At 39.7% G+C, this 21400-nt stretch carries 19 protein-coding genes; 10 read left to right on the top strand and 9 right to left on the bottom strand.

Features of this window, described 5'->3' with window-relative positions; genetic code table 11:
- Positions 1 to 76: 76 nt before the first annotated feature.
- Positions 77 to 529 carry a hypothetical protein gene (locus ACYTXL_RS16355; protein ID WP_230967494.1) on the bottom strand — a complete coding sequence of 151 codons (453 nt, stop codon included), beginning with the start codon at positions 527 to 529 and terminating at the stop codon, positions 77 to 79.
- Here ACYTXL_RS16355 and ACYTXL_RS16360 point away from each other — a divergent pair.
- A complete protein-coding gene (locus ACYTXL_RS16360; RefSeq protein ID WP_461925659.1) occupies positions 523 to 813 on the top strand; it encodes a DUF2811 domain-containing protein in 291 nt (96 codons plus the stop codon). The genes ACYTXL_RS16355 and ACYTXL_RS16360 overlap by 7 nt on opposite strands.
- 78 nt (positions 814 to 891) lie before the next feature.
- Complete coding sequence (locus ACYTXL_RS16365) at positions 892 to 1065, top strand: hypothetical protein (RefSeq protein WP_461925660.1); 174 nt, start codon at positions 892 to 894, stop codon at positions 1063 to 1065.
- Between the two features lie 42 nt (positions 1066 to 1107).
- Here ACYTXL_RS16365 and ACYTXL_RS16370 read toward each other — a convergent pair whose 3' ends face one another.
- The 5 genes from ACYTXL_RS16370 to ACYTXL_RS16390 form a co-directional block, all read right to left on the bottom strand.
- Complete coding sequence (locus tag ACYTXL_RS16370) at positions 1108 to 1560, bottom strand: DUF1392 domain-containing protein (protein WP_461925661.1); 453 nt, start codon at positions 1558 to 1560, stop codon at positions 1108 to 1110.
- Between the two features lie 265 nt (positions 1561 to 1825).
- Positions 1826 to 4060 (bottom strand): SF1B family DNA helicase RecD2, encoded by a 2235-nt coding sequence (gene recD2 / locus ACYTXL_RS16375; protein WP_461925662.1) that lies wholly within the window; start codon positions 4058 to 4060, stop codon positions 1826 to 1828.
- A 132-nt stretch (positions 4061 to 4192) separates the two neighbouring features.
- Positions 4193 to 5122, bottom strand: coding sequence for a ParB/RepB/Spo0J family partition protein (locus ACYTXL_RS16380; protein WP_228676564.1), 930 nt, complete (start codon positions 5120 to 5122; stop codon positions 4193 to 4195).
- Complete coding sequence (locus tag ACYTXL_RS16385; RefSeq protein ID WP_375492394.1) at positions 5119 to 5874, bottom strand: ParA family protein; 756 nt, start codon at positions 5872 to 5874, stop codon at positions 5119 to 5121. Before ACYTXL_RS16385 ends, ACYTXL_RS16380 begins: the two co-directional genes overlap by 4 nt.
- A 689-nt stretch (positions 5875 to 6563) precedes the next feature.
- A complete protein-coding gene (locus tag ACYTXL_RS16390) occupies positions 6564 to 7514 on the bottom strand; it encodes a sigma-70 family RNA polymerase sigma factor (protein ID WP_461925663.1) in 951 nt (316 codons plus the stop codon).
- 378 nt (positions 7515 to 7892) lie between these two features.
- On the opposite strand from ACYTXL_RS16390, the gene ACYTXL_RS16395 reads away from it, so the two are divergent.
- Together ACYTXL_RS16395 and ACYTXL_RS16400 are read left to right on the top strand one after the other, a co-directional pair.
- A complete protein-coding gene (locus tag ACYTXL_RS16395; RefSeq protein WP_461925664.1) occupies positions 7893 to 8852 on the top strand; it encodes a ParM/StbA family protein in 960 nt (319 codons plus the stop codon).
- 5 nt (positions 8853 to 8857) lie between these two features.
- A complete protein-coding gene (locus ACYTXL_RS16400; protein WP_461925665.1) occupies positions 8858 to 9148 on the top strand; it encodes a hypothetical protein in 291 nt (96 codons plus the stop codon).
- A 304-nt stretch (positions 9149 to 9452) separates the two neighbouring features.
- Here ACYTXL_RS16400 and ACYTXL_RS16405 read toward each other — a convergent pair whose 3' ends face one another.
- Positions 9453 to 9851 carry a hypothetical protein gene (locus tag ACYTXL_RS16405; RefSeq protein ID WP_461925681.1) on the bottom strand — a complete coding sequence of 133 codons (399 nt, stop codon included), beginning with the start codon at positions 9849 to 9851 and terminating at the stop codon, positions 9453 to 9455.
- 119 nt (positions 9852 to 9970) lie between these two features.
- Positions 9971 to 11626, bottom strand: a complete 1656-nt coding sequence (locus ACYTXL_RS16410; RefSeq protein ID WP_461925666.1) for an IS1182 family transposase — start codon at positions 11624 to 11626, stop codon at positions 9971 to 9973.
- Positions 11627 to 11783: 157 nt separating this feature from the next.
- Between ACYTXL_RS16410 and ACYTXL_RS16415 the strand changes: the two genes are divergently transcribed.
- The 6 genes from ACYTXL_RS16415 (at position 11784) to ACYTXL_RS16440 (ending at position 20298) form a co-directional block, all read left to right on the top strand.
- Positions 11784 to 11999 carry a hypothetical protein gene (locus ACYTXL_RS16415; protein ID WP_461925667.1) on the top strand — a complete coding sequence of 72 codons (216 nt, stop codon included), beginning with the start codon at positions 11784 to 11786 and terminating at the stop codon, positions 11997 to 11999.
- 218 nt (positions 12000 to 12217) lie between these two features.
- Positions 12218 to 12889, top strand: a complete 672-nt coding sequence (locus tag ACYTXL_RS16420) for a sigma-70 family RNA polymerase sigma factor (RefSeq protein ID WP_461925668.1) — start codon at positions 12218 to 12220, stop codon at positions 12887 to 12889.
- A gap of 39 nt (positions 12890 to 12928) precedes the next feature.
- Positions 12929 to 13864: a DUF1822 family protein gene (locus ACYTXL_RS16425; protein ID WP_461925669.1), complete on the top strand. Its 936-nt coding sequence runs from the start codon at positions 12929 to 12931 to the stop codon at positions 13862 to 13864.
- A 285-nt stretch (positions 13865 to 14149) separates the two neighbouring features.
- Positions 14150 to 14578, top strand: a complete 429-nt coding sequence (locus ACYTXL_RS16430; protein WP_461925670.1) for a hypothetical protein — start codon at positions 14150 to 14152, stop codon at positions 14576 to 14578.
- 135 nt (positions 14579 to 14713) lie between these two features.
- Positions 14714 to 19342 carry an nSTAND1 domain-containing NTPase gene (locus ACYTXL_RS16435; protein WP_461925671.1) on the top strand — a complete coding sequence of 1543 codons (4629 nt, stop codon included), beginning with the start codon at positions 14714 to 14716 and terminating at the stop codon, positions 19340 to 19342.
- Positions 19343 to 19488: 146 nt separating this feature from the next.
- The gene (locus ACYTXL_RS16440; RefSeq protein ID WP_461925672.1) at positions 19489 to 20298 is read left to right on the top strand and encodes a tetratricopeptide repeat protein; all 810 of its coding nucleotides are present in this window, start codon (positions 19489 to 19491) and stop codon (positions 20296 to 20298) included.
- A gap of 53 nt (positions 20299 to 20351) precedes the next feature.
- On the opposite strand, the gene ACYTXL_RS16445 is transcribed toward ACYTXL_RS16440, so the two are convergent.
- A complete protein-coding gene (locus ACYTXL_RS16445) occupies positions 20352 to 21191 on the bottom strand; it encodes a tetratricopeptide repeat protein (RefSeq protein ID WP_461925673.1) in 840 nt (279 codons plus the stop codon).
- Positions 21192 to 21400: the final 209 nt, after the last annotated feature.

Below are 21400 nucleotides of genomic sequence, written 5' to 3' on the forward strand. Positions count from 1 at the left end.
ATATTGTTACTTTTTTTTATTAGCCAAACAATTTTATATTTCTATCTCAAAAATCATGAAAGCTGTCAAAATTTGATTAATCTAAATACAATGCTGAACTCTGAAATGCTTCTTCTGGTGTTCCATAAAAAGTACCATTATTAAATAAGCTAGGTTCGTATTTTTCATTACTATAAGTATAAAAAGCCTTTGTCCATTTCTCTTCATTCCCTTTGTACCGCAATCGACACAGATGAATTGGTGTATTCTTGGCTCTCTCTATATATTCAGAGCGTGTTATTTTAAACATTGATAGGTCATAACTGTCTGGTAAAAATGGTTCTTTATAAGCATCTATGTAACAGAAATATCCCTTAAAACGGACTTCAATACGTATGTATTTTCCTGCATAATGTTGCTCTGCATAAGCTAATATCCGTTGCTTTGTTCTCTGTTTGACCTGTTCCGGGATTTTTACCCCTCCTGAATGTGGATCATTTACCCATCCTCTCATGATTAGCTCCTTCGGTAATACTGAGGCTGATGTCATACTGCAACGGCAGAGATTACAAATCTGAACTTTTTGCAATTCTTATCATTAACTCTACTTTTCCTGGCAGATTCCACAGACTTTCCACGAACTCAACCCAAAATATCTTTACTACTCTTCCCGAAACGCTACATCAATCTCTCAATACCTACTTAGAAAAACATCCTGATTGGGATGAACATCGCCTTATTACCGCAGCCATCTCCCTGTTTCTGCTGCAAAATGCTGATGGAGATCGCGGTGTTTCCCAAGTTTATCTCGAAACTCTGTTTCGTCGTGGCTAATGTTATTCCCTAGAAGCCATACTAAGTAACAAGGTCAATCAAACTATACACTCAGAAAGATTTTTTCAGTCAGGATTAATGGCAACGAAAAACGAGGTAAAAGCGGAAACATTTACTATTGTAGTATCGCAACTTTCAGATGCAGCAGAACCCCAACTCGTAGAAAATGCTGAAGATGTGGCTCAACCAATGGAAAATTCCCTGGGTAGTGACGACATCTTAAACTCACTCAAAACCAAGAGGATCGGGTGATAGTAACCTATAGCCTTATTCTTCAATATCAAATGACAATAGTTATACACTAACATTAACTAAATCAACATCAGCAAGCCATATTGTTCTGCTTTGGGCAGACACTTCTTCTAAAGTTGGGGAGCGCCACTCTACCCCATAAAGCCAATTCTCTTTGAGACTAAAAATTCCTTGAATAATACGGCGTGTCGGCCGTTCACCGAAATCAACCTCAACTATGTCCCCCAATCTAAAAGCTGGAGTAGAAGCAGTGGACTTTTTTAGTACATTTGTTGTATGAAATTCTTGTTCAGCTAAGTAGAGAGTTTCATTCTGGCAAACAATTGCATAAATCCATTCTTGTCCTGACCACTCAACACCACAGCAATAACCTGACAAGTCTAAGATTGGCAACAAAACTTTTTCTAACATTTCCACTGCTAATGGAGGCATGGTCTTACCCCACTCAGGAGAAATATGCCAACAGGATTCTAAGGCGGTAATTTGGTTAATCATCTGGGAATATAATCCTCTTCTTTATATATTCACTCCCTTACATCAGTCTGATCCGGAATATAATTTAAAGGCTTCACTCGCTGTAGCCAATTCAATTCCCCTAATCAATACAGGTTTTAAAGGCAAAGTTCCTAAACATTTGACCTTAATCTCTAATTTCTTGCAAATAGATGCGAACCATGTCGGAACTGAGGCTGGACATACAAACTTTTCGGCTTTTTTAACCAGGGGATTTAAAAGTATAATTCAATAAACTTTTTTATTTTTAGCAATTCAGTCCTGCCTGAAGTAACCGTGTGTACCGCCGTTGGTCATCAGTAGAGCGCACCGCCAGAGATATCGCTTTTTTTGCTCCTACAACGATCGCTAATTTCTTGGCACGGGTCAGCCCAGTGTAAAACAGGTTCCGGGTTAACATCATGTAGTGCTGCATATAGATTGGCAGAATCACCACCGGATACTCTGACCCCTGGCTTTTATGAATAGTCACGCACCACGCTAGCGCAATTTCATTGAGGTCAGCGTAATCGTAAACCACAGTCCGCTCACCATATTGCACTGTAACTTCCTGCTCGACACTATCAATGTTTTGGATAATTCCTAAGTCGCCGTTGAAAACTTCGCGGTTGTAATCGTTGGTTAGCTGGATGATGCGATCGCCCTCACGAAATAAATTGCCACCCCTGTTAATCTCCACCTTGTCGGGGCTGGGCGGATTAATCAACTGCTGCAATACTGTGTTCAGGTTGCGAGTACCCACAACTCCCCGTGTCATCGGGCAAAGCACTTGGACATTGGTAGCTGGATTAAAACCTAACCGAGGGATGAAATCAGTGATGAGTTCACAGATTGCTTGTACTCCATGTTCCGGCTGATGACCGCCGCCGTGCCACAGACAATCAGACACAGGATTATCTCTTATTGGCTCTATTGTTGGGTAAATTCCTCTATTAATTTGGTGGGCAGCAGTGATAATTGCACTTGTTTGGGCTTGGCGAAATACCTGAGTTAAACGCACCACAGGAACTCGCCCCGAATTGATCAGGTCAGCCAATATTTGACCTGGCCCTACTGACGGCAACTGGTCAATATCACCTACCAATAACAGTAAAGCACCAGCTAATACTGCTTTAACTAAAGAGTAAGCCAGAAATAAATCAAGCATCGATGCTTCATCAACGATAATTGCTGTATGGGGCAAAGGGTTTTCACTGTCGCATTTAAATCCCCTTGTCCTGGGGTCAAATTCTAACAATCGGTGTATAGTTTTTGCTTCAAGTCCAGTCATCTCACCCAAGCGTTGAGCAGCCCGTCCAGTTGGTGCTGCCATTGCAATAGATTTCCCCATCGCTTTCCATAAACTAACTATGGTATGGGTGGTGAAAGTTTTTCCTACGCCAGGGCCACCAGTTAAAATCATCATCCTGGAGTAAGCTGCTATCTCGACCGCTTGCTGTTGTTGCTCTGAAAGCTGAATTTTGTGACTAGCCGTGAAGCGCTCAATCCAGGCACGGACACGGGGAATATCTTGTGCAATGGGCTGGCTCAAGCGCCCAGATATCAGTTGTGCTAGGTTTTGTTCAGTATGAAAGTAAGTTGGTTTGTAGCACAGCAGGGTTTGGTCTGGAATTTTCTCTCTAATTAGCTCATCTTTCAGAGCCATGTCTTTGATAGTTTGAGCCATTGCATCTTCTGTTGGCTGATGTTCCTCAGTAGTCAACAGTTTAATCACTGACTCAATTAGTTCTGCCTGTGGTAAGTAACAATGTCCATCTTCAGCAGCTTCACTCAAAGCGTGGACAAGTCCAGCACAATATCTGAATTCGCTATCAGGTGCAACTCCCAAGTTACGGGCAATTTTATCAGCAGTCAGAAAACCGATCCCATAGATATCGGCTGCTAGCTGGTAGGGGTTATGGGTTACTGTAGCGATCGCTTTGTCTTGGTATTGTTTGTAAATCTTGACTGCATAAGTGGTTGAAACGCCGTGGCTTTGAAGAAACACCATGACTTCTTTGATAGCTTTCTGAGTTGACCAAGCATTTTTGATGAGAGTGATCCGCTTTTTGGCAATACCCTGGACTTCAATCAGTCGTTCAATCTGGTTTTCGATGATGTCGAGCGTTTCTAAACCGAAGTGAGCGACGATACGCTTGGCTGTGACTGGGCCAACTCCTTTGATTAAACCACTTCCCAAATATTTCTCAATTCCTGTGAGAGTGGCTGGTTTGGTTTCTCGATAATTAACTACCTGGAACTGTGACCCAAACTGAGGATGGTCACGCCAGAAACCAGTTAGCTGTAGAGTTTGACCTGGCTGGATGTTAGCAAAGCTGCCGACGATTGTTGTGAGTTCGGTGCTACGGGGGCGGGTCAGCCTTGCCACTGTGTAACCCGATTCAGCAGAGTAAAAAGTTAAACGTTCTACGACTCCGGTGATTGTTTCGTGTTGAGGAAAGGCGCTTACTTGTTGAGGGGAAAGATTAGGAGGAGTGGACATTGCTTATGATCCGATGCCGCAGACTATTATAGTACTGGGATTCAGTTCAATCATAGTACATAAATACTAAAATGCCCCCTCAGCATTAGTGTCATCGAGATCAAGATACTAATACTCATGTAGTCTTGTTGGCTATTCTTCTGTAAGAAGCTTTTCTATTTCTGCAAGAAGCTTGTCAAACTTCTGTGTCTTTTTGGAATCATCCCATACTTTGGTCTTTTTAGCTTTTACAGATATCGCCTTGAGACGGTTTTGGTATAATGCACTTTTTTCAGACTTTGTTTTAGTAACGGCTGTCTTTATACTGGCAATACGCTCCTTAATTTGATTCAAAGATAACTTTTCAGTAATTGCTATTGTTAACAGTTCTTCTCGCTGGCTCTCGTCTTTAATTCGGGCTATTTCTCTTGCTTTTGTATATTCTATTTTTCCTTGGTGAAGATATTCCAAAATATCTTTTGGAAGATTGAGTAATGGTAAGCGATTAGTACGAAAACTGTTAGGAGTAAATTTTCCTATGATGTTAAAAGCTTCTAAAACTACCTTCCATTCATCACTGTGAATAACGTTATTCGCCGACTCCCGCTCCGGGTGAGAAACTACGTGGAACAGTGAGATAACTGCTTCTCTCGATTGATTAAGTTTTAAGGATAATAAGTCTAAAATACCTTCTGTTTCCTCAAGAGGGTTTAAATCCTCTCGTTGGAGATTTTCCACAAGAGCGATTTCAAAAGTTTCTTCGTCGGAAAAATCCTTTATGATAACTGGAACTGTTTCCAACCTAGCTTCTTTGGCAGCGCGATAACGTCGTTCACCTGCAACGAGTTCATATTGATTTTGCCCCTTGGGACGAACAAGAAGTGGTTGTAACACCCCTTTTTGTCTAATTGATGCTGTGAGTGCTTCCATTGCCTCAAGATCAAAGTAGCGTCTAGGTTGTTTTGAGGGGAGATGAATAGCTGATAATAAAACTGATTCTAGCGGTGTTTCATTTTTTTGTAAAAATAGTAAATCAACACCCTTGACTTTATAGGCAGGCTCAGAGCTTTTGTTATTAGTCATTGTAAAGTATCCAGACTTTTAGCAATTTTTTCTAAAACTTTTACTGTTGGATGGCTTGAACTATAAAGTGCCAAAGGCATGTGTTTTTCAGAGGCATCCGCAAAAGCTATAGCAATAGGAATAGTTTCGTAAACAGGGATTTGCGCTCCTAATTGACGGACGGAATCAAGGCTTCTATTACCTTGTGCGGTGCGGCCATCATACATAGTAGGAATGATGCCAGCAACCTTAAGCTGTTGGTTTGCTCCCCTTTGAACACGAGCAAGTGTTTGAAATAGTAGCTCTGTTCCTCGAAGTGCTTTGTTATGTGTCTGAATAGGAATCAGGACATGAGTAGCTGCAACTAAGCTAATATAGCTTAATATTCCTAGACTAGGTGGACAGTCTATCAAAATAAAGTCATAATTATTTACTACTGGTTCTAAGGCTTGCTTCAGCTTAAAATCTCGCATATCAGCCATAACCAGTCCCAGTTCAGCACCACTCAAGTCAATATTGGATGGTGCAAGATCCATACCGTGAATGTTTTTGCTGATAGGTAAGGCATCACCATCGACAACTGCATTGTAAACTGTATCCTCTAACTCTGATGCCTCTAGACCCATGAACATCGTCAATGACCCTTGTGGGTCCATATCAACAAGTAATACTTTATTATTTCGTTGTACTAAATGATAACCAAGATTCATAGTAAGAGTGCTTTTTCCTACACCTCCGGCTTGGTTGAACAGTGCGATAATTCTTCGAGTCATAGTTCTTACTGAGAATAAACGGTGATTTACTGTTAGTCTCTGAGATTTATATAAGGGACTATCAGAAGCGAATAACGTTATTCGCCATTAGTATTTTTATTTTTAAATAAGTGAAATCAAGGAAGTCGGCTTTAGTATTGTTCTCCTTGCTAGACGTAAATTTTAACGAAGAGTATATTTAGGGTCATAGTACATCTTAAGTGTTGACTATAAATAAGAAAATATTTTACTCATGATTTCTGTTGGGGAATTATTAAAACCCTTGCTTAATCTTGCTTAATAAAGATGCAAGATATTATTTCAAGAATCTAGGGGAGTCCATTGCTCTGTCTAGTAGGAATAGTCGAGCAGATTAATAGGAGCCTTATCTAGAGTCATTTGAGCTAGTAACTTAATCCTTAACTTCCGAGCGATAGCCACAAGGGACAAAAAAGTATCAATTACCTGTGTAGTCTCATGCGTCTCAGTAATATAGTTAATGTTGCGTTGCTGCGCCATTTATTGTTCTAGCTACTTAATTCAGCACGATTATTGTGTAATGAAACTGTAGTTGGAGAATATAACGGGCGACCTTCAATCATCCAAATCAAGGTTAAGTGCCCCGACTGTGAGCAAACGGCGATTAGGCTGAGTACGGGAGAAGTTCTTAAGGGCAACAGCGATTCCTTCTCCTTGGAGATAAAAAGTTTTCAACTAGCCAAATAATCTTTAATTTTGTCTTGCTCACGTCTTAAAGCTTTCATTCCTTGTCCATGAGCAGAACGTACCTTGGAATGACTCAGATTGAGTTTTTGTGCAACTTGTTTTGCAGTCAGCTTGTCCTCGCCCTCTAATCCAAACTGTAACATTAAGACTTGGCGTTGATTTGGTTTCAAGGTAGCTAATAAATCCTGTAAATCTGACCGGAGACATTCTAGAGCAACATACTCTTGTGCGGAGATTCTTTCGTCGGGTAATATCTCTTGGAGTTGGTTTTCTTGCTCCTCGCCAATTCCTAGCTCTAAAGAAACTAGCGGGCGAAATGCATTTAGGCATTCGGAAACTTGTTTAGGTGATGCGTCAACAGCTTCAGCGATTTCTATAATAGTGGGTGTTCTTCCCAAGGTTTGAAAAAGTTCAATGTGTGCTTTTTTGATTTGCATCAATCTTTTGGTCAAGTCATGGGGTAGGCGAATAGTGTGGGATTGTTCTGCAACGGCTCTAGTAATAGCTTGTCGAATCCACCAGTATGCATAAGTAGAGAATTTGTAGCCCCGATTCGGGTCAAACTTTTCTACGGCTTTCTGTAAACCTATTGCTCCCTCTTGAATAATATCTAGAAATTCCAGATTACTCCAACGATATTTTTTAGCTACAGCAACCACTAACCGGAGGTTGGCGGTAATCATTAAATGTTTAGCCAGTTGACCAAGCTTTTTGATTTGGGTTAATTCTGCTTCTGTTTTATTCACCTCGGCAGCCAGTTCAGCCCTAGTTGCAGAACGCTTTAGCCGTTGTCTAAGAAGATTGTAATGCTTATCAAGTGCCAGCATAGACTTTACTTCTCTTGCATAGAGAATCTCTTGCTCCGGTAATAGCCGATCAATGCGACCAATTTCTCGTAGGTAAATTCCAAGTGTATCAGAGCCAAAGCTTGCCATCTTGCGTAAAGCTAATTTAGACCTTGACAGTAGAGTATAAATCAAACAGTCAACGATGATCTATAAGATTTAATTTCTGCTGCGTTGATAAAAAGATTTCCAAAATGACTCTTGGGGGCTATATGGGGGCTATATATACCCCAACAATAGTCTAAGATTTTGGTGACATTTTGACCCCTATGTAGGGTTCATATAGGTGCTAAGTGGGGTATATTTGACTGGTTAACATTTTGTACCCCACTTAGCCCCCAAGGGGTTATGATAAACTCTTGAGTCTGGAGGAAAAAGGGGTAGTTATTTTATTCTTCTCTACCTCTGCTTCTCCAAATCATCTGAACAGATAACTTTCACTTTCTCAAAGTGTATTACTTGAAGCCTATGTCAAACATTCACACCTTGCAAAAAATTTTTCCTGCTGGCTTTGACAACGGTTACGGAAGTCTAAAACTTTTAGTCGATGGCTTTGAAGTAGTTCGTGTCCCCAGCTATATAACCAATGCAGAAATGGAAGATGTGCCAGGGCGCGTAGTTTTTAATGGTACTGCTTACACCGTTGGCGAGTCTGCTTACCGGACAGGGAATTATTTTGACCGCAACACAGACAATAATGAAAATAAAGTCAACAACGCATTATTGACTTTATTGGGTGCATTGGCACATCTCCCACATCGTAAGGCTTGGCACTTAAAATTAGTCGTCAGTTTACATGATGTTGCTCTGGCATCAGAACTACAAAAAGTACTCAATGGAGAATATAAGCCTTTACTTGCTGGCAAGCAATCAGAAGTAAAAGTAGAAGTGCTGAAAGTTGTACTAGAGGGTATGGGTGCATTGTTTGGGCATCCACTACCAAAAAAATTAACCATTTTAGACTTTGGCAATGGAACAACCCTGTATTCTCGTTACAACCGGGGTCAACGAGAAGTTCACACCGCTTACCCCATTGGTGTAGAAGTTCTCATCGATGATATTTCCCAAAAAATGAAACATTTGAATGGCGGAAAAATCGGGGATGCCTCCAAAATCCGATTTTGTCTGGAAATGGGGCATACCAGGTACAGCCGTGACATCGATATCAAAGATATATACAGTGCTTCTTTAAAAGATTGGTATGAAAAATACTTGAAGAAAGTGGTGAATCTCACATTGGATGCCAAGCACCAAGGGGATGAAATCTGGGCGATTGGTGGAGGCTGCCTCTTACCAGGATTTAAAAAGCTGTTGGAGAAAAACGGCTTTAAAATCCTGGACAATCCGGTAGAAGCCAATGTCTTTGGGCTTTTAGAGATGGCAAAGACCATCAGCAGCAAGAATCCAGCATCTACATCTCTTAAGTGATCGCAATGGCAGACAAACTTGACTTAACCCCAGAAAAAGTTCGGATTAAAGATAGCTACCGAGAGCGGATATTTGCCGAATCACAGCAACTAGGCAAGAGTTACCTGGAGACGCTTTACTTTATCATCGATTGCTATTTTGCTTTCAGAAAGGGTGCATTTCCGACACAACAAGTGGCTTTCACGCCGACTAATACTGAAGATAACAAAGTCCCCTCAAGGAGTTCAACTCCATTTGCAGAGGAGGAAGAAGAAGATTCTGATGGAGAAACATTCAGCCTTGATTTTGATTTGTAACGGGAATGTATTGGTAGGGCGAAAGAATTTGGAATCTGCGGTCAATCTAAAAACTCTACACCATTGCATTAGCTGTGAATCTATTGTTTCTCAAGGTACTCGGCAACGCTATCTGTTGCTTAAATCCCCTTCACCAGCGAGCGATCGCTCAAAAAATTGACTAATCGGGGACTGAATGCTTTATAGTGCTAGCGTAAAGTTCCCTTTTTGTCCCTATTTTAGATAAGTTTTTGTGCAATGACTCAAGCGCCATTTTAAGAGCGATCACCTCGGGATACTGTTGGCGAATTCAGGAAACAGTATATTAGCTAGTTAGTTCAGTGATGAAACGATTAAGAGCCTTTTGAGCAGTTTTATACCCAGAGGCTTGCTTACCCAACTTCAGTTCAGACAAAACACGGTCACGTAAAATTTCTAGTTCAGAAAATCTGAGTGTGTAACGAGACTCGTTGTTCCGTGTAATACTTGGTTGAGTTTCGTGTTCTGATGAGGTAGAAGTTAAAAAATCTGAATTATCCCGTGTAATATTTGGTAAAACTTGATGCCTAACAACCTGTTCTAAATAATCAGCACGGGTTTTGCCTGAGCATTCAGACACAATACCAAGTGCTTTCCAGGTATCATCAGTTAGTCGCAAAGAACGTACTTGACGATAATCATCATTCTTAAGTGCAAACTTTCCCTGAATATCCCGTTTCCACATAAACTTAACCATGTATTACATCGTAAGTTTAACTCAAAAGGACAATATCTTTCCATGTAATACACGGTAGAAGACGGAAATTTTATTGATGTTTTAGCGACAGGCTAAACCGATATTTTCTAGCACGCAGTAGATGCTGTCAGTCTTGCAAAGTGTGAGGAGCGAGTTTTAGCCCTTGGTATCTTCTCCAACCACGCGAAAACTCGACTTAGATTAATAGCAGCAGCTGTGAGAATATGCTGTAGATGAGTTTTCGCTAGCCCAATGTAACGAGAATCGCGCAGTTCAAATGCTCGGACTCCTTGAGAGATAGTTCCTTCAATGCCGGAGCGCAGTGCATACTGTTGTTGAAACTGTTTAGTTTTTTGCCGCTCTCTAGCTTTCTGGAGAGCTTCGTAATCAGATTGCACTTGTAAAGTTAAGCCTCGTGCCTGAGTTTTTGCACGAGTACACTGGGAGCGCACAGGACAAACTAAACAATCTGTGGCACGAAAGCTAACACGAATTATTGGGTTGCCATCAGCGTTTTGAGTTTGTTTCCAACGGCTACTGCTCTTGCCTTGAGGACAATAGGCAGTTTCTTGGGTCCAGTTGATTTGAAAATGGGATAAATCAAATCCCAAACCTGCTTTTGATTGCCATCCGACATCAACAGGTACTGGACCCAACAGATCAATGTCATAGTCCTGTTGGGAATGAGAAAGCAACTGTCCACTAGTGTATCCTTGATCTACTAAATGTTGCTCAGGTAAAAGTTCTTTCTCTGCCAGAGCTTGATGGATTGAGGGTATCACTGTTTGGTCTGGACTAGTAGCGGTAGTTGTGACTACATGAGTGATGATTTGTGGTCCATCTTCATCACAACTTTCTGTCAGATGCACTTTATACCCTGTCCAGTTAGTAGCGCGTTTAGTGCTATTACGTGCATCTAAATCATAAGCCGACCAAATTCTCACAGATGAAGGTGGACCATCTTGTTCATTGCGTAACTCAATTTTATCCGTGGGCGCATGATATTGTTGTAACCAAACTTGACGTAGGACTTCTATTGCTGGTAGCTTTCTGAGAAACTGTGGAGATGTTTCTGTATAGATGGCATCAAGTAAACGAAAGCCATCAGCCCCCATTAGAGTAGCCAATGCTTCTCTCTCTGGTGCGGTTTTTGGCAGTCGATATTCTTCAAAACGTTTTGTATATCGGTCATACCACTCAGTAGGAGCGATGAATTTTAGCCAACTTGGGTCAATTTCTGCCACCGCATTAAGTGCATAACGTAGGGTTTCACCTAAATGTTCTAATCGGTTCGACGCTCTGACTGCTGCCACAACATGGGTAGAGTCGGTGCGTTGTTTTCCCCTTGCTGAAAGCAGTTTCATGTCTTGAAATCTTGTGAGCATTTTATCTAGTATTTGCTGCTCGATACCCCCACAGATTAGTCGGTCGCGGAATTCACTTAAAACACTCAAATCAAAGCCTGGGTCTGTTAATTCTAACGATAAAGTATATTTCCAATCAATTCTTGCTCGTACTGCCTGCGCTGCTTGTCTATCAGACAGGTTTTCTACGAATTGCATTATCAGTAACATCGCTAATCGCCAAGGTGCTTGTCCTGGCTGTCCTTTTTGTGGATACACAGATGCAAAGTCTTGATCCTGAAAGAAAATTCCCATCTCGTCGCGCAGACACATATACATATTACCTTTGGGGAATGCTGCATTAGCTACACGCGCTGTTTCTTCTGGTACTGGAGGAATTTCTTCCGGATGTAAGCACATATACTTGTCTCCACAGATATTTCTTCTAGTTTATTGATAAATTGTCTTTCCTTCTCCTTTTCATCCTTTTATTGTCCTTATTCATGTATTACATGGTAAAGCCTATCGCTTCTTTCCATGTAATACACCGTATACATCCCTCTTTAAATGTTAAGAAATGTTTCGCCAACAGTATCCAGTATCCGGTGGGCGCTCTGCGCCATCGCACTTCTTACGTCTGTCATTGCCCCAACTACCAACGAAGCGGAAAGCGATCGCGCCACCAAGGGTGTTTTGCTTTCCCAACCTCGGCATCAGTTTTGGCTTGCAGTCAATCTCTTCTTTTGCTGGTAATAATTTGGTAGCAGTAATAACTGTAGGACTTACGCATTGACAGGATAAAGCAAATATATGGTATCGATTTCAGGCATTGCTGGTGACTGGTGTAATAGTTGCTCCCGTTTAGATTAGAGAAATGATGCCACAGGAGACGAAGTTTCGCTTTCGGCTAAATATAAACTTTTATAACGAAGGGAACTTTTTGCGTAAAACTTGAAGGCAGGGGAAGATAAGCACAATAGATACTAGCCATTGAAGCGATCGGAGCGTTAGATGACAAATGATTTTCCAGGGAGAGACGACGTTCTCAACCAGGAACTACAGCAGCTAATTGAGCAAGCAAAGCGATATCCGGCTGAGAGTGAAAATCCAGGTGATCGAGCAAAACGACGAATAGCTTTAAACGAGCTGATCAATAATATTAGGTCTTATGGAAGATTAAGCAAGCAAACTAAATGGTTAAGATTACCTGACTATGAATACTATTATGATGAAGCATTGCAGCGTACATTTCTAGAAATTTGTCAAAAAATTGAACAATATAATCCACAATATCCTGTAATGGCATGGGTTAATCAAATTTTTAAGAGTCGATTTTATGATGTGGTTAAAAAAGAGAGAAAAAAGGGAATAACAATGCTTCCTAAAAATCACAAAAGTATATTATCGTTAGATGAAATTAATAGAGATTTACCCGTAACTAAGGATATCTCCTCAGAACAGCAGATCAAGGAGATTATCGAGAGTGACCCAGAGAATTTTTTGACTAATGAATATGTGAAAGGAAATCCTCAAGCTACTTTAAAAACAATCTTACTACTAGTATTAGAAGGTAGGCAATGGCAAGAAATTTCCGAAGAATTAGGTATCCCAATTTCAACAGCTTCTAGTTTTTATCAACGTCGAATGCAAAAAATTATTGGTTATCTAAAGAAATATATATAAGGTAAATAAACTTACTATTCAAACTGGAGATAATTTCTGATGACTAGCATCACTAATCAACTAATCTTTAGCATTTCTTTATCTATTGAAGCCCATACCATTGCTCAAGAATATAGTCAAGGTATCTCAAACATTGTGAAACAGAAACAGGTTTATCTAAATACTTTGGCTGTATATGCTGTAGATAATTATTTACAGTGTATGGGATTTGCAACGGATTGGAAAGCAAGTGATAGCCACAATAATTTAGCCGTAAAATTAATGGATGTAGCTGATTTAGAAGTCAAAAATATAGGGAAGTTAGAATGCCGTCCGGTTTTACCAAAAGCAGAAGTATGCAAAATTCCCCCGGAAGTTTGGTCAGATAGAGTTGGTTATGTAGCTGTGCAATTAAATTCGGCGTTGAAAGAAGCAACAATTTTAGGATTTACACCCCAAGTGGCGGCTGAAATTTCTCTCAGTCAGTTGCAATCTTTGTCAGATTTTTTGCTTTATCTTAGTGAATTAGAAGTTGCTAAATCTCCAAAAACAGAAGCCTCATCAAGCTTGGTGAAAATTGGACAATGGTTAGATGGAGCAGTAGATGCAGGTTGGCAGACTCTTGAGCATTTATTAAATCCTCAACAATTGGGATTAGCTTTTAAGAATGCTGTCAGCATGACGAGAGGTCAAAAAATTGATTTTGAGGCGGAACTGGAGAGAATTTCTGTTGCATTAGTGGTAAAAATTACTTCTGAAGCTGAGGCTGAGGGTGAAGTTGATATTTTAACCCAAGTATATCCAGTAGGACAAAATGTTTTACCTGAAGGAGTAAAATTAAGTATTAGCGATGAATCAGGAGCAACAGTTTTAGAAGTCACATCTAGAGATGAAGATAACTGGATTCAATTAGAGTTTACTGCTGAATTGGCAGAAAAGTTTCAAGTCAAGGTAGTTTATAGGGACTTACAGCAAACAAGAGAATTTCAAGTTTAAATACACTGCAAACGGCTAATAGCTGGACTTTTACTTGATCTGGTGGAAGCTTTGCTTAAGAAAACTTTTAAGGCTCTACCAATCCCTTTACGGTAATTAAACCTCAATCAGGGTGAAAGCCTTATCGAAACAGAATTCAGGAGTCAGGACTCAGAATTCCCAAAAGTAAACTTTTGTAACTATCTTCCCCACCTGCGTAAAAACACTGAATGGGTACAGAAACAGAAATAGAAGCAATCAACAAGGTTGCATCACCCATCATCCAGACTTTTACGGGGAAGAATTATGTTGAAAAAAATAGTAGCATCTTTATTAACGTCTGTTGGTCTGTTAAGTCTCAATGCTAACCCGACATTAGCAATACCTGCCGTTAATTTTGCAGCGCGGGAAACCATTTATCCATCAACTTGTACCATTGCTATTGAGGGTGAAAAATATACTTGCGACTATACAGTTATGGGAGCTTTCAATGATGCTAGTGCCAATATCAAACTATGCTCCAGACGCTATTGCTTGATCCTCATCCTTAGCCCTACCCAACTTGCTAATCTAGCAGATGGTGAAGATTTTCACGTTCGTCAAATTGCTTGGCAAAGAGGTCATTCTATTGGTGATTATTTGAATGTATCTATGCGATGTGGTTTCCAATCAGATGCAATGGGATGTATGGGAGAATTTGAGAATGGTAGCGCGATCGCTATTTACATGGAATAAAATGTGATCTCGAATTATAAAGCGATCGCACCTTAATTCCGTAAAGTTTCGTAACAATTCCTGCCAATCGCGTAAGATATTGACACGCAAAGCGATTGAAAAATAGGGCTTTGGTTTCGCTGTAGAAGTGGTAAGATGATAAAAAAGTTAGTTGTCCTGAAGCTAGATGGTAACTTCGATCAGGGGTTTCGGGTTGGTTTGTCAATTGGCGAAGATGGTTCAATCCCCAATGTTGAGCTAAGTGACAACGAATTAAAATTACCTCCCCTTCCCACTCTACCAGAGATTTATCAAGACTGGTCTAAAAGCTATCGCAGTCTGGATGGACACCGGATTAAAGCGAAAAAAGGGCAAATTACTCATGTTAGATTTCAATCTGTAAAACAAGAATGCCACCATCAAGCAGAAATTATTAAGCAAAGTTTTATTACTTGGTTGCAAGCAGATTCATTTCGGCTGATTAAAGAGCAATGCTTAACACAACTAACTCCTGGTGATGAAGTGCGAGTGATTATTCGTACTACTGAACATCAATTACGGAAGCTACCTTGGCATTTATGGGATTTATTTGAGTCTTATCCTCATGCAGAAGTAGCTTTCAGTTCTCTTTCATCGGAGCGTTTCAACAGAAGCGAACGCTCGAATATCCGCATTTTAATTATTTTAGGTAATAGTGAAGGAATTAACGTTGCTGAAGATGAGGAAGTCCTCAAAGAATACTGTCAAAAAGCTGAAATAATTGTTTTAGTTGAACCTTCAGCAGCAGAACTCAACCACCATCTTTGGGATAACCAAGGCTGGGGTATTCTCTTTTTTTCTGGGCATAGTCGCACAGAGTCAGCAAAAGGCAGAATATTTCTCAACCGCACAGAGAGTTTAACAATGGAGGAATTGAGGCATGGATTGCAAACTGCGGTGAGGGGGGGGTTACAGTTAGCCTTTTTCAACTCCTGTGATGGGTTAGGAATTGCGGCTGAGTTAGAAAGTTTACATATTCCTGAAGTGATTGTGATGCGCGAACCCGTACCTGATATGGTAGCACATCAGTTTGTCAAGGACTTTTTTCAAGAGTTTACAACCGGACAATCTCTTTATCAATCTGTTAATATAGCTCGAAAAAAATTGCAGGGTTTAGAGAAAGATTACCCCTGTGCGAGTTGGCTACCTGTAATTGTGCAGAATTTGTTAGAAATGCCTCCCACTTGGCAAAGTATGGGGGCAATTTCTAACTGTCCTTACCAGGGATTAGCTGCTTTTAGAGAAGAAGATACACGTTATTTCTATGGACGAGAAGAAATCACCCAAAAGTTAGTCACTGCTGTTAAACAAAAGCATTTGGTTGCAGTAGTTGGGGCTTCTGGGAGTGGTAAATCTTCAGTAGTATTTGCGGGGTTAATTCCAGAGTTAAAACAAGATAGAAAGCATGATTGGCTAATTATATCCTTTCGTCCTGGTAATAACCCCTTGGAATCTTTAGCGATGGCTATGCCCGCCGCAGGCATCGCACTTTGTGGGAGAGTGGAGAGTAGACTACCCCGTTTGGCGGAATTAGAGTTAGAAGTGGAGTTAAAAAAGAGCGATGTCTACGACGGGCTACACCTACGCACCTTACAAAACGTTATAGAATCTATCACTCAAGCTTCACCCAAATCTCACCTAGTTCTCGTAGCTGACCAATTTGAAGAACTCTACACCCTTTGTCAGGATATCAAAGAACGCCAAATATTTTTAGATAATCTCCTGAATGCAGTTGCGAACATTCCGCGTTTTACATTGGTTTTAACCTTACGCGCAGACTTTTTTGGAGAGGCTTTAGCTTATCGTCCCTTGAGTAATGCTTTGCAAGATGCTCAGGTAAACTTGAGTCCGATGAATACCGAAGAATTAGCCGCCGCCATAGAAAAACCTGCTGATAGTTTCAACGTCCAGTTAGAGCCAGGATTAACTCAACGGTTGATTGATGTAGTATTGCAGTCTCCCAGTCACTTACCCTTACTGGAATTTACTTTAACTCAGTTGTGGCAGAAACAACGGCAGGGATGGCTAACACATCTTGCATACACAGACATTGGTGGTGTTGAAATCGCCTTAGCAAATCATGCAGAAGCGATATATGCTCAACTGAGTCCCACAGATAAAGAAAGGGTGCAACAGATATTCATTCAGTTAGTACAACCCACAGACACCAATACAGACATTCGCCGTTTAGCCATTCGTCAGGAGGTGGGAGAAGAGAACTGGAATTTAGTTACACGGTTAGCTGATGCGCGGTTAGTAGTGACAAACCGCAATGAAATCAATAAAATCGAAACCGTTGAAATCATCCATGAGACATTAATTAAGAACTGGCGAAGATTAAGACAATGGATGAAAGTAGATGCAGAGTTCCGTCTTTGGCAAGAGCAATTAAGAGCAGCAATCCGCCAATGGGAAAATAGCGGTAAAGATGTAGATGCATTCTGGCGGGGAAAGGCTTTAATTGATGCTGAAGAATGGTTATTACAACGCTCAAATCAAATTAGTATTCCTGAGCAAAATTTTATTAATTTGAGTGTGGAATTACGGGATAGGGAACAAGAGAAGATTAATAAGCTTAGAAAAAAAATCTTGCTGGGATTAGCTGGTGGGTTAGTGGGAACACTGCTATTAACTAGCGTGGCTTTATGGCAATGGCAGCAAGCAGATTTTCAACGACAACAAGCTGAAATTAGTGAGTTAAAATCTCTGAGTTCTTCTGCTGAAGTGCTATTAAAGTCAGGAAATGAAGTTGAAAGTTTTGTTTCTGCCCTGAGAGTTATCGAAAAGTTACAGAAATTAAAGTATTTAGACTTTGGCACAAAAATAACTTTGTTAACCTCAGCCGAATCAACTATAAATCAGATTAGAGAATATAACAGCTTACAAGGGCATGAAGGTTCTGTTAGCAGCGTCAGCTTTAGTCCTGATGGTCAGATTTTAGCTTCAGGAAGTCAAGATAGCACGATTAAAATTTGGCAGAAAAATGGGAGGTTACTGCAAACTTTAAAAGGACACAAAGATCATGTTTTTCAGGTGATTTTCAGCACTGACGGTCAAATTATGGCTGCTGCCAGTTTTGACAACACCATCAGTTGCTGGCGATATAACTCTCAAACTGGTTTATTTGCAGAACAACCTTTTTTAAGATTATCAGATCAGTCTGGTCTTTGGGCAGTTGCTTTAAGTCATAATGGCAGAATAATTGCCACAGCAAACCAGAAGGGTCAAGTAAAACTTTGGACAATTGAAGGTAAGCTGATACAGACAATCCAAGCCCATAGCCAAAAAATCTGGAGTATAAGTTTTAGCCCAGATGGACAAAGTTTTGCGACTGCAAGTGCTGATAAAACAGTTAAACTCTGGACTTTGGAAGGGAAACTGATAAAAACTTTACAGGGTCATAGTGATGAAGTTTTAAGTGTTAACTTTAGCCCAGATGGGACAAATCTGGCCTCTGCAAGTAAAGATAAAACTGTGAAACTTTGGAATATTGCAGGTGAGTTATTGGATACTTTTGAAGGTCATAGTGATGAAGTTTTAGATGTGCGTTTTAGCCCAGATGGAAAATTAATCGCTTCTGCAAGTGCAGATGATACAGTAAAATTATGGAATATTTCAGGCGATTCGAGAATTGGAAAAAACCAGTCTCCGGTAAACGATTCTCCACTCTACACATTTTCAGGACATGGGGGTAAAGCATCTGAAGTCAGTTTTAGCCCAGATGGGAGAAGTCTTGCGAGTGCAAGTGCTGACGGCACAATCAAACTTTGGCATTTAGAAGGTATTTTACCACATTTCCCAGGCAATACTATTAGTATCAGCCCGAATAGTAAAACTATTGCAGTAGGTAATCAACAAGGTATTGTCACAATCCGAAACCGCAATGGCAATTTGCTGCAAAGCTTTCAAGCACACAATGGAGAAATCATTAAAGTGATTTTTAATCCCAGAGGTAAAAGTCTTGTCTCTGTTGGGAAAGATAATCAGATTAAACTTTGGGATTTATCAGGAAATTTATTAAAGAGTTGGCAAGGTTATGAGATAATTAATAATAGTCAATTTGACCCGATTGCAGATGCAAGTTTTAGTCATGATGGTCAAATACTAGCAACTATGGGGAGAATTGACAAACAAGTTAAACTTTGGAATTTAGAGGGAATTTTATTAAAAAGCTGGCGAACTCATGATAATTTATTGACAAGTATTAAATTTAGCCCCGATGGTAAAACCTTAGCAACGGCTGGAGATAAAACAGTCAAACTCTGGAATATTCAAGGTAGTTTACTGCAAACTCTATCAGGTCATCAAGATAATATTGCAGCTATCAGTTTCAGTCCAGATGGGAAACTTGTTGCTACTGCTAGTGTTGATAATACAGTTAAACTTTGGCAGAGTGATACGGGAAAATTATTACGAAGTTTAAAGCATGATGAAAGCGTTTATAGTGTTAGCTTTAGTCCAAATAACCAGGTATTGGTTTCAGCAAGTGGAGATAAAATTAATCTTTGGAGTCTAGATGGTAAATTACTCAATAGCTTTAAAGGCAATTCAGATATTATCTCAGAAATTAATTTTAGTCCAGATGGAAACATAATTGCTTCAGTCGGTGTCAATCACATCGTTATCTGGAATTTAGATATTAGTGATTTACAGCATCATGGTTGTAATTGGTTGCATGATTATTTGACCACTAATCAAAATTTAGATAAAACTGAGGGTCATCTTTGTGATAACTCAACTGATTAATTATGGTGTCTGTTGTCGCGGCGTAACACACCTTTTATCTATTAGGTAATGTTCGTTTTAACTCACATCGCTTCCGACTTCCGACTTCTTTAATTATGCACTATCTAAGACTAAGTGTTACTCTGATAAGTCTGACAATTAGTACCTTGACTATCTGGGAAATAATTCATTCAAAGACTGAAGCTTCTCCTTCTGCGTCTTTACAATCCCAAGCAGGTGCAATCAACTGGTTTTTAAAAGGCATAGAAAAGGTTAACCAACAAGATTATGAAGGAGCATTATTAGACTTTAACCGTGCTATTCAGATTGATTATGACTATGCTGAAGCCTATTTTCAACGGGGATTAATTTATGCTAAATATGCCCAAGGTCAGCCTTTAAATTCTGATGGTATATTATCAGGATGTAGGAGAATTGGTGATTATAGAATTGTCTGTCCGTTTGAGGTGAAAAATCGGATTAAAGAAAATAAACAAAAAGCTATCAAAGATTTTACTCAGGCGATTAAATTTAATCCTTTATATGCAGCAGCTTATTATCAACGGGGATTAGTTGAAGAGTCACAGCAAAAAAAATTACAAGATTTTCAGCAATCTATAAACCTGTATTTCCAAAAAAGTTTAGTTTATTTAAATCAAAATGACTATAAACAAGCAGCAGAATTGCTAGAAACTATTGATAACGTATACGCAGAAATAATATCACTGGAAACCTTATCAACAGGAGATAATAGACAAACAGAGAAAAATCCCATAAATTCTTCAACTATTTCTCCTGAGCGTAAAAAACTGGATGTATTAATGGGTGAAGCTTGTCAGGCTCTTAGAAAAGGGGATTTAAAGGCTGCTGGACAGAAGTACAGGGAAGCTGCTCTTATTTTGAGAGAAAGAAAAGATTCAAGATATCAAGAAGTACAGCAGATTATTACAGAAATTGAGCAAATGGCTAATAGATAAACGGGTATTAGCTATTGGTATTTTACTTTTTAGTTTCCCATAATACCCGATACTTATTTTTGTAACTCTTTTAAGATATTTATAACTTTTTCATAAGCATCTGTGTTTCCTTCAGCTTGAAAAAGTTGGGCTGCTTGCTGTAAATCTGGAACTGCTTTTTGTTTGTCTTCCTTGTTAAGGTAAAGAACACCACGATTGGCGTAAGCTTCAGGCAACTGAGAATTAATGGCAATGGCTTTAGTGAAATCAGTTAAGGCTAATTCCCATTTTTTCTGGTGAGAGTAAACATTACCACGATTGTTGTAAGCATCAGCATCTTGAGGATTAATGGCAATAGCTTTGTTGTAATCAGCTAAGGCTAATTCCCATTTTTCCTGGTCATAGGAAAGAAGACCACGATTGTAGTAAACTTCAGCAAACTGAGGATTAAGGCCAAGCACTTTGTTGTAATCAGCTAAGGCTAATTCCCATTTTTTCTGTTCATAGTAAAGAACACCACGATTGAAGTAAGTTTTAGCATCTTGAGGATTAATGGCAATGGCTTTGTTGTAATCAGCTAAGGCTAATTCCCATTTTTTCTGTTCATAGTAAAAAACACCACGATTGAAGTAAGCTTCAGCATCTTGAGGATTAATGGCAATGGCTTTGGTGTAATCAGTTAAGGCTAATTTCCATTTTTTCTGTTCATAGTAAAAAACACCACGATTGAAGTAAGTTTTAGCATCTTGAGGATTAATGGCAATGGCTTTGGTGTAATCAGCTTCTGTAACTTTATTAGGTTGAGATTCCGAAGTAGTTGATTGACCAAAACCAGGATAAATGCTAACACTCAAGCTAGCTATAGATGTTAAAGCAGTTAGTCCTAAACCGATGAAAAATGATTGTCGTTGCATAATTATGACTCCTGACATTGATGTTAAAAAGTCAACAGGGGGTTTCAGTGTGACACTTCAGCTTCACTCATTGCAGAGAAGCTCAGAGATTCGGTCTAAATCCCTATTACAAAACTTAATTACGTTAGCGTAGCGGTAGCGAGTCCGCGTTCGCGCAGCGTCTCGTAGAGAGCGTCATTCCGAATTACTTTAAGGTGTAGCTGTTCAAA

The organism is Nostoc sp. (genome assembly GCF_054880495.1).